Consider the following 12,556-nt stretch of genomic DNA (forward strand, 5'->3'; position numbering starts at 1 on the left):
GAGGGCTGCCAATCGGCGGCAGTGGGGAGACGGGGAATGCAAGCGTTTTGGGTTCGGATAGCGGCGGCCGCGCTGTCCTTGTTGAGCGTATCAGCGTTATCTGACCATTCGGCTTGGGCGGCCGACCGCTTCATCGACGTTTCGAGCCCGTCGCTGCACCGCGTGTTCGTGCCCGTTTCCCAATCCGCGACGATCACCGTCAACGCGACGCTGGGCGACATCGTCGTCGGCGACGAAAAGATCGCCGATGCCCAGCCGATGACCGACAAGACGCTCTACATCATCGGCAAGAGCGTCGGCACCACCACTGTCAACCTGTTTTCCGAGGACAAGCGCTCGCTGGGCGCCATCCAGATCGAGGTCGGCCAGGACGTCAGCGACATGGCGGCCGCGATCCGCCAGGTGGCGCCGAAGGCCCGCATCGAGATCGGCTCGATCAACGGCAAGGTCCGGCTGAGCGGCCACGTCAAGGACGCCGCGACGCTGGCATCTATTGTGGAGGTGACACAGCAATATGGCCCCGACGCCATCATCAACGCCGTCACGATCGACGACAGCGAGCAGGTCAATCTTTCGGTCCGCATCCTGGAGGCCAAGCGCAATGCCGGCCGCGATCTCGGCGTATCGTTCAAGAGCACGAATAGGGACGGCAGCACAAAAGTCGGAACTGGCATTGCCGCGGTGGATAAAGACGGTGTAGTGCTCGGATCAGGTACTTTGCTCAGTGGGCTCCTGTCCAATGCCAGTCCGTTCGGAGCACTGCTTACGCGCGTCATCGACAGCAACGTCAAAGTCGACATGTACATCGAGGCGCTCGAGTCGAAGGGCTTGGTGCGGCTCCTGGCCGAACCGAACCTCACCACGGTTTCCGGCGAGACGGCCAGCTTCAACGCCGGTGGCGAGGTGCCGATCCGCAGCGTCAACAGCCAGGGCGAAGTCGAAATTCAATTCAAGCAGTTCGGCGTCAACCTGAATTTCACGCCGGTGGTGCTCGACGACGGCAAGATCCATATGAAGCTGGCGCCGGAGGTCAGCGACCTGACCGGCTTCACGCCCGCCGGCGATCCGATCTTCACCAACCGCAAGCTGGCAACCGTGGTCGACCTGCGGGACGGCCAGAGCTTCGCGGTGGGCGGTCTGCTCTCCAGCAAGAACACCAGGCTGCAGGAGCAGGTGCCATGGCTCGGCCAGGTGCCGATCATCGGTGCGCTGTTCCACAATTCGAGCACGCAGAAGGAAGAAACTGAGCTGGTCGTCATCGTCACGCCGCATCTGGTGCGCCCGGTGAAGCCCGGCCAGCAACTGGCGACGCCTTTCGACAAGACGAGGCCCGCCAACGATCCGGAACTGTTCCTGCTCGGCCAGCTCGAAGTTAGCAAGGACATGATCCGGAAATATGAGCTGGGCGACGGCGTCACCGGCCCCTACGGCCACATGCTGGATGTCAAATCGAAGGACAAGCTGGTCTATGTCAAGAAATAAGCTCCTGCTCATCCTTCTCAGCTCCGGCCTGCTCGCGGGCTGCGCGGCGGACTATTTGAACAATTACGACACGATGACGTTGGCGTCGGGCGACTCGCAGAAAGCCAACGAGCTGCTGCAGACGGTCGACCCGTACAACCCGGCATCCAACAACACCAAGATCGAGGGCGACGGCGCTCGGTCCGTCGGCGTCGTACAGAAATACAAGATTCCGCCTTCGCCTACGTCGGCGCCGGCGACAAACATGACGGTCAATGTCGGCCCGACGGGTACGAGCGCGCAATGAACTGAACGAAAGGATACGGCTGTGTCGGGCATGCGAGGGGCCAGGCATCAAGGGTAGAGGGCAGGGCCATGTTGCGAGTTATTCGCGCGTTCTGGCACGATCAAAGGGGCATAGCGCTTATCCTCGTCAGCATCATGTTGCCGGCGATCATCGGTTTTTCCTTGCTGGCCATCGACGCGAGCCGAGTCAACAATCTCCATAACGATCTTCAGAAAGGCACCGACGCGCTGGCCTTGGCGGCCGCAGCCGAGCTGAACGGCAGGTCGGATGCGTGGACGCGAGCGGAGAACGCTCTGACGAATCTCGTTGCCAACGGCACGAGGTTCTCGGATGGCGGGACAGTATCGCTGACCACAGGAAACGGAAGCGTCACAGTGGACACCACGTATCCCGCTTGCCGATCGAAGGGGCCGATATCGTGGTGCTTCCTTGCAACTATCCCGGCCAACGACTCCAGTCCGATTACGTCGGCCAACTACGCTGCGTCGGCAGTCACAACACGCTTCATTCAGGTCAAAGCGCAACCCGAAAGCTTTACGGCGCTCTTCCCCGTGTCGTTCGTCTCGGGCGGCTCTAGTAGCAACAACAGGTTCACAATCGGCGGCGTATCTGTTGCCGGCTTCACGTCCGGTGTCTGCAACTACACGCCTGTCTTCATTTGCAACCCCTATGAAATGGTGAACGGCACCAATTCGGCGGGCGGCGCCACCCTTGAGCAGGCGGTTTCGGATCCGGCTGTCCATCGCCGGTTGATCGAGCTTCGTATGGTGGGAAACAACGCCGCCTATGGGCCAGGCAATTTCGGTTTCCTGGCGCCGCCGGATGACGTCGGCAACGGCGCTCAGGCACTGGCACAGACAATTGCCACATCAAGGCCTCTGGGCTGCTATTCGGCGCAGGGCGTGAGCACCAAGACCGGCCAGAATACCGGCCCGGTCCAGGACGCGTTCAACGTGCGTTTTGGCATCAATCCCAGCGGCAATGCGTTCAATACCGACGAATACGGCCCGGCCGCGAACGTTCGCAAGGGTGCGTCGACGAACGGCAACGGAAACCAGTGCCCGAACTACAATCAGATAACATTCAACGCGGCGGGTAATATGGGGCTGCCGAGAGATGCGACCACTCCCTATATGGGCGGGCGAATGGGCGATGGAAACTGGAACCTGTCCGGCTACTGGAGCACGAATTTCGGTTCCACGAGCTATCCATCGTCATGGGATACGACAAAGCCGACCCGCTATCAGGTCTATAAATACGAGAACGCCAACAATCTCATCAGCCACGCTTCGACGGGCGGAGAGGTTGGAACGCCGCCCAGCGCCTGCCTGCCGCCGGTCACTTCGGTCGACCGCAGGCTGCTCTATGGGGCCATTCTCGACTGCAATGCGCTGCAGGCCGCAGGCAACAACCTGAACGGCAACAGCACGAACCTCCCTGTTGAGGCGTTCGCCAGCTTCTTCCTGACCGAGCCTGTTCCGGGAGCCAATGCGGGCGGATCGGTCTTTGTCGAGCTCGTGGACATCACTGGGCGCGGCGGCGCCGGAACGCTCGACAATTTCCTGCGCGACGAACCGCAGCTCTATCGATGACGGCCATGAGAAATCCACTGTCACGCACCCTCAGTCATTTTCGCCGTGACGAGCGCGGAACCGTTCTGGTCGAGTTGGCGATTGTCGCTCCGCTGATGCTCCTGCTGTCAGCAGGCGTCTTCGAGTTCGGCAACCTCATCCATGACAAGCTTCTGATGGAAGCCGGCCTCGAGGACGGCGCGCGGTTCGCCGCACGTTGCAACAGCCAGATCTATACAGATGCCGGCCTCACGATCGACTGCGCCAATGTCGCCAGGAACATTACCATCTTCGGCAATGTGGCGGGAACCCCACCGGCACGTGTCCGCGATTGGCGGATATCGGATGTGACGATCAACATTGCCGACCCGGCCACTTGCAGAAACGCGATTGATCCTGGCACCGGCACGGTTCTCTACCTCTCGACGACATCCCAAGTCTGCATCGTAACGGCGTCTACCACTTATCCTTACAGCAGCCGCGACAGCGTTGGATTGCTGTCGCTGCTCAACATCACCAGCATGACGCTGTCTGCCAGCCATCAGGAGCGGTTGATCCGATTTTGATGATGCTGACACGGTTCATAAAGTCGGAAGACGGGACAACGATGGTCGAAATGGCCATCGCCATGTCGCTGCTGTTTATGCTCACTCTCGGCTTTGTCGATTTCGGCTATGCTTTCTTTCAGTGGAACGCCGCCACCAAGGCTGTGCAGGTTGGCGCCAGGCTCGCCTCCGTTTCTGATCCTGTCGCGACCGCGCTCACGAACGCGGCCCCAACCACGACCCCCGGGGCACCAGTAATCGCCGGCGCCTACGGCCCGTTTGCGTGCACCTACAGTGGCGGGACGGGCTCCTGCTCTAACAGCGGCAATTTCAATGCCACCGCTTTCAGCCGCATCTTCCGCGGCGATACGGCAAACACCGCCAATGACGCCTGCCCTGCGCTTACGGCCAACCAACGGCCCGGCATGTGCCACTTCTTCCCGGGATTAAAGCGCAACAACGTGGTCGTGACCTACGTAGCCACAGGCCTCGGCTACCAGACACGGCTGGGCGGCCCGGTCCCGACCATCACCGTCAGTCTGCAGAACATGACCTACCAGTTCTTCTTCCTGGGTGCATTCGGGTTCGGCAGTATGACCATGCCCTCCATGCTCAGTACAGTAACGGGTGAAGATTTAAAGAGTACATCACCATGAACGCCATCGACACCAGAGTCCTGCCCACGAAGCGAAAACAGGTCGCGCTGTTTTCGTCCGATCCGAACTTCAGGCACGACGTGACGACGCGGCTCGATGCCTTGGCGATCTACGACGTCAAGGTTTCGGAAGCGGTCGAATTCCTGAAAGGGCCGCCGGTCGATGCGCGGCCGGGCATCATCATCCTCGATCTCGGCAGCGGCGAGCTGCTCGGCGACAGCGCGATCGTCGAGGCGCGCTCCAAATGGGCTTCTGTGCCGCTGATCGCGGTCTCGGGCGAGCTTTCGTCCGAACAGACGCGGGTCTTGGTGCGCATGAACGCGTCGGACTGGCTGCACAAGCCGCTCGACCCCAAGGAGCTGCTCAACGCCGTCACCTTCCACGACACCGGCAGCCAGGGCACGAAGAGCCGCATCGTCACCTTCATCGCCGCCAGCGGCGGCGCCGGCGCCACCACGCTGGCGATTTCGGCGGCGGAGCATCTCGCCTCGAAGTCGGCCGAGCGGGCGGCCTCGACCTGCCTCGTCGACCTAGACTTCCAGAGCGCCAATTGCGGCGCCTATCTCAACCAGTTCAACCAGTTCGACCTTTCCGGCATCATCGGCCAGCCGGACCGGCTCGACGTCGAGCTGATGGACGTGATCAAGCTGTCGCGGCCCTCAGGCCTCACGCTCTATTCCTTCGAGCGGCCGCAGCTGCCGTTCGAGCCGCACGGCGCCGATTTCGTCTTCCGCCTGCTCGACCTCGTCGCCTACCGCTTCGACGACATCGTCATCGACCTGCCCAACATCGAGACGCCGTGGCACGAGTCGGTGCTTAGGACGAGCGACGAGATCTTCATCGTCTTCGAGCTCAACGTCGCCTCCCTCCGGCAGGGCAAGCGGCTCTACAAAAAGATCCGCGAATTGCGCGGCAATGGCGTCTCGATCACGCTGGTCGCCAACAAGCACAAGCGCAAATGGTTCGGCAACCACTTCTCGCGCAGCGAGCTGGAGAAGATCTTCAAGGCGCCGCACATCAAGTCGCTGGCGCTGGACAATGCGCTGCTCGCCGATGCGCTGAACCGCGCCATCCTGCCCTCCGAGGTGGATGGGCGGGCCCGCTTCAACAAGGACCTGAAGCGCATGTTCAAGGAGCGGCTGGACAATGCCCAGCAGCGCTAGCGCAATTCCAGGAAAGATACGCAGCGGTTTTGCGTCCGCAATCGCGGCAAAGCACATGCGGCGGATGGCGACACGCCTTGCGGGCGCCTGCCTGATCGGCATTGCGCTCGCATCGGCCTGCGATCCCGCCGCAGCCGGATCGGGGCTGCCGCCGCTTCCTGCGATGGGCCCCAGCCTGCGCAAGACGGTCGCCTTCCAGACCGGCGAACAACCCGGAACGATCATCATCCGCAAAAGCGAGAAGGCTCTTTATCTGGTGACGGGTCCAGGCCAGGCGCTGCGCTATCAGATCAGCGTCGGCCGCGACGGCTTCGGCTGGACCGGCACGGTCAAGATAGCGGCGAAGACCGAATGGCCGCAATGGCGCCCGCCCAAGGAGATGCGCGCGCGCCAGCCGGAACTGCCGGCGATGGTGCCTGCCGGCCCCTACAATCCGCTCGGCGCCAGGGCGCTGTATCTCGCGCGCGACGGCCGCGACACGCTCTATCGCATCCATGGCACGAACGATCCGAAGGGCGTCGGTTTCGACGGCACTTCCGGTTGCTTCCGGCTGACGAACACGGATGTGATCGATCTCTTCAAACGCGTCGCTGTGGGCGCAAAGGTGGTGGTTGAATGACGATGATCAGCGAACCGGAGATTCCGGCTATCGAACTCGGCGAACGGGAGAAAGCCCCGGGCAGGCCGAACCGGGCGGTGACCATCGGCGCCGTCATGGCAGGTGCGGCGCTCGTCACCTTCGTCAACGTGACGGCCGCCATCTATCTCTATCGCGGCGTCAACGACCTCAGGGCGATCGAGGCGCGGCTCGACCAGCTCGGCCAGTTCGAGCAGCGGATCGGCGCCCGCATCGATACGGTCAACAACGGCTTCCAGAGCCGGTTCGAGACGCTGGACCGGCAATTGCAGGCGAGCTTCGGCCGGATCAACGGCAATATCGCCCATCTGGAGCAGGGCCAGCCCGCCGCCACAGACGCCGAGATGCCACCGGCGGCGCCGGAACCCGCCTTCGCCGGCACGACGGTGGCCGACGCGTCAGCCGTCGAAAATCCCGCCGAGCCGGAGGCCGCGTACTCACCGATGTTCAAGCGCAAGGTGTCGCCGCCTGGACCCAATCCGTCCTACCAGCGCATCCAGCAGGCCGACGGCAAGGTCTACTACAAGAAGATCAACTGACCTCGCACCGGACGAATGGCGGAAGGAACGTCGATCAGTAAACCGACGGCTTAAAGATCGCGCTGCAGCGCCAGGATGCGGATCGCGCGGGCTTCCGCGCGCAGCCTCGCTTCGCGCAGGAAAGCGACATGGCAATAGGCGCAGGCCGCCAGCCCTAGGCACAGCACCAGGCAGTTCTTCAAGCTGAAGTCGAGCATCAGCGAAAATTGCAGGCCGCGCGGCGCGGTGAAGCTGGCAATCGTGCTCGCCGTTTCCGAGTGGCTGCCGGCCGCGATCATCAGCCCGGCGAACATCAGGGCGGCATGATTGGCGAGGAAGAAGCCGGCGGATCTTTTGGCCTGGCAGGCCATCCAGCACGCAGCCGAGGCGACGAAGATTATGGCGGCGTCGAGGGCCATCGAGCCGCCGAGATACAAGTCCACCTGCTGCCAGAACATCGTCGAGAAGGGGCGCAGCTCGAGCCAGACGCGCCACATGGCGGGGCTGGCCGAATAGGTTCCGAGAAGGAATGTCGCCGTTCGTTCCGCCGCCAGCAGGAAGAGCATGAGGGCCGGGAAGGCAAAGAGCAGTGTCGGCTTGCGCGTCATGTCATCCCCTCGACATCCGATGCTTGAATGTAGGTCGCATTGGTTGCGCGAGACTTAACGCAACGCCTTGCTTTTCAAGCAATGTCGCCGGCGGCTAATGTACAGTCGTATGACGCGGCGAAGGTGCGGTGCCGTTTGACAAGGCAGAGCGGATTGCGTTCGTGCAGCATCATCGACAGTTGGAACCGGTCCGCGAGGCGCGCTCGTGGGCGAGGTAAGATCGACCGGCCGGCTTGCCGCGACGCTGGGCAGCCTCGGGCTGGTCGCCGGCGCGCTGCTGATTGCCGGGTCCAGGCACTGGTTGCCGCCCGACCTCCCCTCGCCGCCGGCCCAGGATGCCGGCGAGGGCAGACCCGCTCTTCACACCCCCATTCACGACGCGCGGCCAGGCCAGCCGGCGCGAAGGATAGCCGAAAACCTGATCGCGCCGCCGCCGGTCGACGCGTCCGGCATCGAGCGCATCGAGCCGCGACCCCCGCTCGGCGAGCTCGGCCTCGCGTCGCCGCTGAAGACGCCGATGCCGCAGGACTGGCCTGGGACGCTGCTCTATCGTCCGGTCGCCAGCTCGTCGTCGATCTTCGAAGCCATGGGGCGCCGGGTCATGATCAGCGGAACCGTCGATATCGACCCCGACAGGACTTGCGCGTTCGGCGATGCCGTCTGGCCCTGCGGCCAGCGCGCACGCGCCGCTTTCAACGCCTGGATGCGCGGCCGGGCGCTGAAATGCCTGCTGCCGCCCGACGCCGACCGTTTCGCCATCGCCGCGCCTTGCATGCTCGGCAGACAGGATGTCGGCGCCTGGCTCGTTGCCAATGGCTGGGCCATGGCTTCGCCTTCGGGCATCTACGGCAAGGCCGAATCCGTGGCCCGGGGCGCCAAGATGGGCATCTTCGGCCCGCCGCAATGAAGCACTCGAGCTGCCCTCGGTTCGGAATTGCGTAAAAACGGAATGGTTAAATGAGTTCAGCGATCCTACCAAGCGCTGACCTGCTTCGGTGGCCGAATCGGATCATCAAGCGAGAACGGGTGCAACCGCCGGCGCATCAAGGGAGAAAGACTCTGATTTCCTTCAAATTGTAGGCCTTGCTGAAACGGAAATCGTAACACACGGCCTTTAAGCCAATGCGTCCAACGGGAGATTGGCCAGTGAGCATAGAAACACAGACCGCGCCGGCAAAAGCATGGAAGCATGTCGTTTGGCTATCCCTGCTGGGCACCGCCGGCAGCGTGGGCCTGTCGCTTGGCCTCAACTATCTGCTCCTGTTCATAGACGCGTTGACGCCATTCGGCCGCAGCGTCATCACCGCGACGCTGCTGCCCATCATGATCGGCCTGCCGCTATTTGCCTTGCTCGGCTGGAGAGAGATCGAGGTGCGCCGCTACCGGCAGGAACTGACGAGGTCCGGCACCTACGACCGACTGACCGGCTGCCTCAACGGGACGGTGTTCACGTCGATGGTCGACAGAAGGGCGGCGCGGCCGGCCGGCCCGCGCTCCGGCGCCTTCCTTGTCATCCACCCGGAACATCTTGCGTCGATCAACCTGCGCTTCGGCCTAGGATGGGGCGACGAAGCATTGCGTCTCATAGCCTCGGCTGTCCGATCCTCGGTGCGCAAGGACGACCTGATCGGCCGGCTCGGAAATTCGATGTTCGGGGTTTTCCTTCCCGGCGCGACGAAGCAGGACGCCAAGGAGGTCGGCGAACGCATTCGACAGGCGGTCGGCCAGATCTATTTTGCGCCGAAAGGCGACAAGGATGTGCTTACCATCCGTGCCGGCGGCGTTGTCTTCGAGCATGAACTGGCGTTCGAGGACATGTTCCGATCCGCGGAGGAACTTCTGTTGCAGGCTCAGGACGAGGCTGACCTGGCGTTGTCGCATGTCAGCAACTGACCTGCGAGCGGAGACCTGCCTGGGGCGATCATTCCGGGGCACATCGTTCTTCAAAGGCACCCCGGTCGTTTAAAGCGCATCGCGCTGAAGCGGGTTCAGGCGACGCGCTTTAAGTCTTTGTTTTTATGCATGTCCGTTTTCGCAAAACCGCTGCGCACTTTTGCGCGACATGCATTAAGCCTCAGATGCCGCCCATGCAGAGATATTTCATCTCGAGGTAATCCTCGAGGCCGTGGCGGGACCCTTCCCGCCCGATGCCGGACTGCTTCATGCCGCCGAAAGGCGCGGCCTCAGAGGACATACGTCCAGTGTTGATTCCCACCATGCCATATTCCAATGCCTCGGCCACGCGCCAGACGCGCTTCAGGTTGGAAGCATAAAAATAGGCGGCGAGGCCGTAGATCGTGTCGTTGGCCTCACGCACGACCTGATCCGCATCCTCGAAGCGGATGACCGGGGCCAACGGTCCAAAGGTCTCCTCTTGCGCCACCGTCATCGCGCTGGAGATATCGGTGAGGACCGTCGGCTGGAAAAATGTGCCGTCGCTGCCAATCCGGCCTCCGCCGCACCGGATCGCACCGCCTTTTGCCACGGCGTCGGCGATATGGGATTCGATCTTGGCCAAGGCACGCCTGTCGATCAGCGGGCCGATGGCGACACCGGGATCGAAACCGTCGCCAACGTGAAGCTGGCGAACCCGTTCCACGAATTTATCGACGAACTCGTCATGAACGCCCGACTGCACGTAAAGGCGGTTCGCCGAAACGCAAGTCTGACCGGCATTGCGGAACTTCGCCTGGATCGCGCCGTCCACGGCGGCATCGACGTCGGCGTCGTCGAAGACAATGAAAGGCGCATTGCCGCCCAGCTCGAGGCTGACCTTCTTGATCTGGTCCGCACACTGGCGCATCAGCAGCCGCCCGACCTCGGTCGATCCGGTGAAGCTGATCTTGCGCACTTTGGGATTGTGGCAGAGCTCACGCCCCACCGCAGCGCCCTCGGAGGCGTAGACAAGGTTCACGACACCGTCGGGAAAACCGGCCTCGGCGGCGAGCGCGAACATGGCGCCCGCGACCAGCGGTGTCTGTTCGGCAGGCTTCAGCACGATGGCGCAGCCCGCGGCCAGCGCCGGCGAGATCTTGCGCGCCACCATCGATGCTGGAAAGTTCCACGGCGTGATCGTGCCGACGACGCCGATCGGCTGCTTGATCACCAGCATGCGCCGGTCCGTCGACGGCGCCGAGATCGTCTCGCCATAGATACGATTGGCTTCCTCGGCATACCACTGCAGATACGCCGCCGCATGCGAGACTTCCGATCTGGCTTCGGCAAGCGGCTTGCCCATCTCCGCGGTGAGGATCGCGGCGAGATCGTCGGTGTGGTCGACGATCAGCTGATGCCATCGCCACAGCATTTCGCTGCGCTCGCGGGCGGTGAGCCCTGCCCACTCGGCCTGGGCGACATAGGCCCTGTCGATCGCCGCGCGCGTCTCCTCGACGCCCATGTCGGGAAGTTCCGCCAACACTTCGCCGGTCGAGGGATTGAGGACCTCGAACGTGCGCCCGCTCAGCGGCGCGCCAATTACCGGCACACGATCGATCGCGCCGAACAGATCGGGGGATTTCAGATGGCGGATGATCGGCGGGCACAGGGGCAATACCGGTTTCCTCCTCAAGCAAGTTGATGGGTATCAATCGCCAACCTGTATGCCGCACATCCGTGCCTCTCATAGGGCCTGGGAAAGGTGGCGGTAGACCCACCTGATCAAGCTGGCGGCCTTCGAAGCCATCGACGCGAATTCGCGGACCTCAAGCGGCTTGTAGCAGCCACTTGCTACCAGAACCGCTCGACGATTGTGCGCTTAGCCGACCAGATGAGCGGCGGCAACTATTCGGCGTCCAGGAACCGGGCCAGAAACCGGAAGCCGAAGTCCCGCATCGCGGTGCACCTACTACATCAGTCCATGCGCTATTTGTCGTGCCGCGGGCAGGCGCCGCAGCGCCAGCATGGCGACGACGCCAAGCAGCGGGCCGGGCGTCAGGATGAGGAAGCTCCAGCGCCAGCCGACCGTCTCCGCCACGAATGAGGTCAGATGGATGGAAACGAAGGTGAGAGCGATGCCGCTGCTCAACTGCAGGGAGAGCGCGGTGCCGACATAACGCGGATCGCTCAATTCGGTCGCCATCGCCGAAAATTGCGCGGAGTCGCCGATCACGGTTACTCCCCAGAGAACGGCGACAGCGACGAACAGCCAAGACGGACCGTCAAAGGCCAAGCCTATCGTCAGCGCGCAGAGACCGGAAACCGCCATCATCGCCGCCGCGGTCGCGGTTCGGCCGATACGATCCGCGGCTATCCCGCCTAGGATCGAGCCGATACCGCCCGACACGACCACGAAGAAGGCGAGCAGGGAGGCACCTCGAGAACTGCCGGCTACGATGTCGGGACTCCCTGCCCTGATGTAGGCCAGTATCCAGCCCCACATGGCGTAGAGCTCCCACATGTGACCGAGATAGCCAAGATTGGCGAGCATGAGAGCGCGGTTGCGCGCCAGCGTCTTGATGTGGCGAGGGTCGAATGCCGATCTCGCGAAAGGATAAGGCCCTTCCTCGCCGAGCCGGAGGATCAACAAAGCACCAGCCAGTGCCGCGAGGGAGGTCGCCACGATGACGTCTTGCCAAGCCAATTCGGCGGCTCCTGCTGATACTAGATGAGGAAAGGCAGAACCAAGCGTCAGCGCCGCGAGGAGGACGCCAAGCGCCGTTCCCCGACCACGACTGAACCAGGTCGACACCAGCTTCACCGCTGGTGGATACACGCCCGCCAGCGCCAAGCCGGTGACAAAACGGGCCACCAGCAGCAAGCTGACGGAGGGTGCGAACAATAGACCGAGGTTGGCCGCGGCCGCAGTCAAAGCACTGACGCCGATTAGCTTGCGAGGCGAAACCATATCCGAAAGGCCAATCATGCTGGAGCCCAACGCGCCGATGGCAAAGCCGATCTGCACTGCGCCGGTGACCCAGGCGCCCCCCGCCGGAGAGAGGCCCCACAGTTGCGTCAGTTGCGGCGCGATCGCCGTTGCAGAAAACCATGTGGTCATCGGCAGGAAGGCACCGATCGAGATCACGACCAGCATCGACCAGCGCCGGACGGCGCTGGCTGCGGTGACGTTGGCGACTGCCATGCGGTCCATACCC

General features: G+C 62.8%; 13 protein-coding genes. 10 read left to right on the forward strand and 3 right to left on the reverse strand.

Going from position 1 to position 12,556, the window contains the following annotated elements; all coding sequences use genetic code 11:
- The first annotated feature begins 36 nt into the window (after positions 1-36).
- The 8 genes from QAZ22_RS30960 (at position 37) to QAZ22_RS30995 (ending at position 6,879) form a co-directional block, all read left to right on the forward strand.
- Positions 37-1,482 (forward strand): type II and III secretion system protein family protein, encoded by a 1,446-nt coding sequence (locus tag QAZ22_RS30960; protein ID WP_278204701.1) that lies wholly within the window; start codon positions 37-39, stop codon positions 1,480-1,482.
- Positions 1,469-1,768 carry a hypothetical protein gene (locus tag QAZ22_RS30965; RefSeq protein WP_278204702.1) on the forward strand — a complete coding sequence of 100 codons (300 nt, stop codon included), beginning with the start codon at positions 1,469-1,471 and terminating at the stop codon, positions 1,766-1,768. The genes QAZ22_RS30960 and QAZ22_RS30965 overlap by 14 nt, the downstream gene beginning before the upstream one ends.
- A 68-nt stretch (positions 1,769-1,836) precedes the next feature.
- Positions 1,837-3,360, forward strand: coding sequence for a pilus assembly protein TadG-related protein (locus tag QAZ22_RS30970; RefSeq protein WP_278204703.1), 1,524 nt, complete (start codon positions 1,837-1,839; stop codon positions 3,358-3,360).
- The gene (locus tag QAZ22_RS30975; RefSeq protein ID WP_278204704.1) at positions 3,357-3,905 is read left to right on the forward strand and encodes a TadE/TadG family type IV pilus assembly protein; all 549 of its coding nucleotides are present in this window, start codon (positions 3,357-3,359) and stop codon (positions 3,903-3,905) included. The genes QAZ22_RS30970 and QAZ22_RS30975 overlap by 4 nt, the downstream gene beginning before the upstream one ends.
- On the forward strand, positions 3,905-4,540 hold the full coding sequence (locus QAZ22_RS30980; RefSeq protein WP_278207995.1) for a TadE/TadG family type IV pilus assembly protein: 636 nt from the start codon (positions 3,905-3,907) through the stop codon (positions 4,538-4,540). The genes QAZ22_RS30975 and QAZ22_RS30980 overlap by 1 nt, the downstream gene beginning before the upstream one ends.
- On the forward strand, positions 4,537-5,703 hold the full coding sequence (locus QAZ22_RS30985; RefSeq protein ID WP_278204705.1) for an AAA family ATPase: 1,167 nt from the start codon (positions 4,537-4,539) through the stop codon (positions 5,701-5,703). Before QAZ22_RS30980 ends, QAZ22_RS30985 begins: the two co-directional genes overlap by 4 nt.
- 55 nt (positions 5,704-5,758) lie before the next feature.
- The gene (locus QAZ22_RS30990) at positions 5,759-6,322 is read left to right on the forward strand and encodes a L,D-transpeptidase (RefSeq protein ID WP_278207996.1); all 564 of its coding nucleotides are present in this window, start codon (positions 5,759-5,761) and stop codon (positions 6,320-6,322) included.
- A complete protein-coding gene (locus QAZ22_RS30995; protein ID WP_278204706.1) occupies positions 6,319-6,879 on the forward strand; it encodes a hypothetical protein in 561 nt (186 codons plus the stop codon). The genes QAZ22_RS30990 and QAZ22_RS30995 overlap by 4 nt, the downstream gene beginning before the upstream one ends.
- Positions 6,880-6,929: 50 nt before the next feature.
- Here QAZ22_RS30995 and QAZ22_RS31000 read toward each other — a convergent pair whose 3' ends face one another.
- Positions 6,930-7,466 carry a hypothetical protein gene (locus QAZ22_RS31000; RefSeq protein ID WP_278204707.1) on the reverse strand — a complete coding sequence of 179 codons (537 nt, stop codon included), beginning with the start codon at positions 7,464-7,466 and terminating at the stop codon, positions 6,930-6,932.
- A 205-nt stretch (positions 7,467-7,671) separates the two neighbouring features.
- Between QAZ22_RS31000 and QAZ22_RS31005 the strand changes: the two genes are divergently transcribed.
- Positions 7,672-8,373, forward strand: a complete 702-nt coding sequence (locus tag QAZ22_RS31005) for a thermonuclease family protein (protein WP_278204709.1) — start codon at positions 7,672-7,674, stop codon at positions 8,371-8,373.
- A 239-nt stretch (positions 8,374-8,612) separates the two neighbouring features.
- Positions 8,613-9,359 carry a GGDEF domain-containing protein gene (locus tag QAZ22_RS31010; protein WP_278204710.1) on the forward strand — a complete coding sequence of 249 codons (747 nt, stop codon included), beginning with the start codon at positions 8,613-8,615 and terminating at the stop codon, positions 9,357-9,359.
- 181 nt (positions 9,360-9,540) lie between these two features.
- Here QAZ22_RS31010 and QAZ22_RS31015 read toward each other — a convergent pair whose 3' ends face one another.
- Entirely contained in the window at positions 9,541-10,971 is a 1,431-nt protein-coding gene (locus tag QAZ22_RS31015; RefSeq protein ID WP_278207997.1) for an NAD-dependent succinate-semialdehyde dehydrogenase, read from the reverse strand.
- A 339-nt stretch (positions 10,972-11,310) separates the two neighbouring features.
- A complete protein-coding gene (locus tag QAZ22_RS31020) occupies positions 11,311-12,543 on the reverse strand; it encodes an MFS transporter (protein ID WP_278204711.1) in 1,233 nt (410 codons plus the stop codon).
- Positions 12,544-12,556 lie beyond the last annotated feature (13 nt).

The sequence above is a fragment of the Mesorhizobium sp. WSM4906 genome, from assembly GCF_029674625.1.
GTDB lineage: Bacteria > Pseudomonadota > Alphaproteobacteria > Rhizobiales > Rhizobiaceae > Mesorhizobium.

What these genes read in the sequence shown, in the direction of transcription:
- QAZ22_RS30960 (WP_278204701.1), top strand. Translation starts at nt 37, where the DNA reads ATGCAAGCGTTTTGGGTTCGGATAGCGGCGGCCGCGCTGTCCTTGTTG.
- QAZ22_RS30965 (WP_278204702.1), top strand. Translation starts at nt 1,469, where the DNA reads ATGTCAAGAAATAAGCTCCTGCTCATCCTTCTCAGCTCCGGCCTGCTC.
- QAZ22_RS30970 (WP_278204703.1), top strand. Translation starts at nt 1,837, where the DNA reads ATGTTGCGAGTTATTCGCGCGTTCTGGCACGATCAAAGGGGCATAGCG.
- QAZ22_RS30975 (WP_278204704.1), top strand. Translation starts at nt 3,357, where the DNA reads ATGACGGCCATGAGAAATCCACTGTCACGCACCCTCAGTCATTTTCGC.
- QAZ22_RS30980 (WP_278207995.1), top strand. Translation starts at nt 3,905, where the DNA reads ATGATGCTGACACGGTTCATAAAGTCGGAAGACGGGACAACGATGGTC.
- QAZ22_RS30985 (WP_278204705.1), top strand. Translation starts at nt 4,537, where the DNA reads ATGAACGCCATCGACACCAGAGTCCTGCCCACGAAGCGAAAACAGGTC.
- QAZ22_RS30990 (WP_278207996.1), top strand. Translation starts at nt 5,759, where the DNA reads ATGCGGCGGATGGCGACACGCCTTGCGGGCGCCTGCCTGATCGGCATT.
- QAZ22_RS30995 (WP_278204706.1), top strand. Translation starts at nt 6,319, where the DNA reads ATGACGATGATCAGCGAACCGGAGATTCCGGCTATCGAACTCGGCGAA.
- QAZ22_RS31000 (WP_278204707.1), bottom strand. Translation starts at nt 7,466, where the DNA reads ATGACGCGCAAGCCGACACTGCTCTTTGCCTTCCCGGCCCTCATGCTC.
- QAZ22_RS31020 (WP_278204711.1), bottom strand. Translation starts at nt 12,543, where the DNA reads ATGGCAGTCGCCAACGTCACCGCAGCCAGCGCCGTCCGGCGCTGGTCG.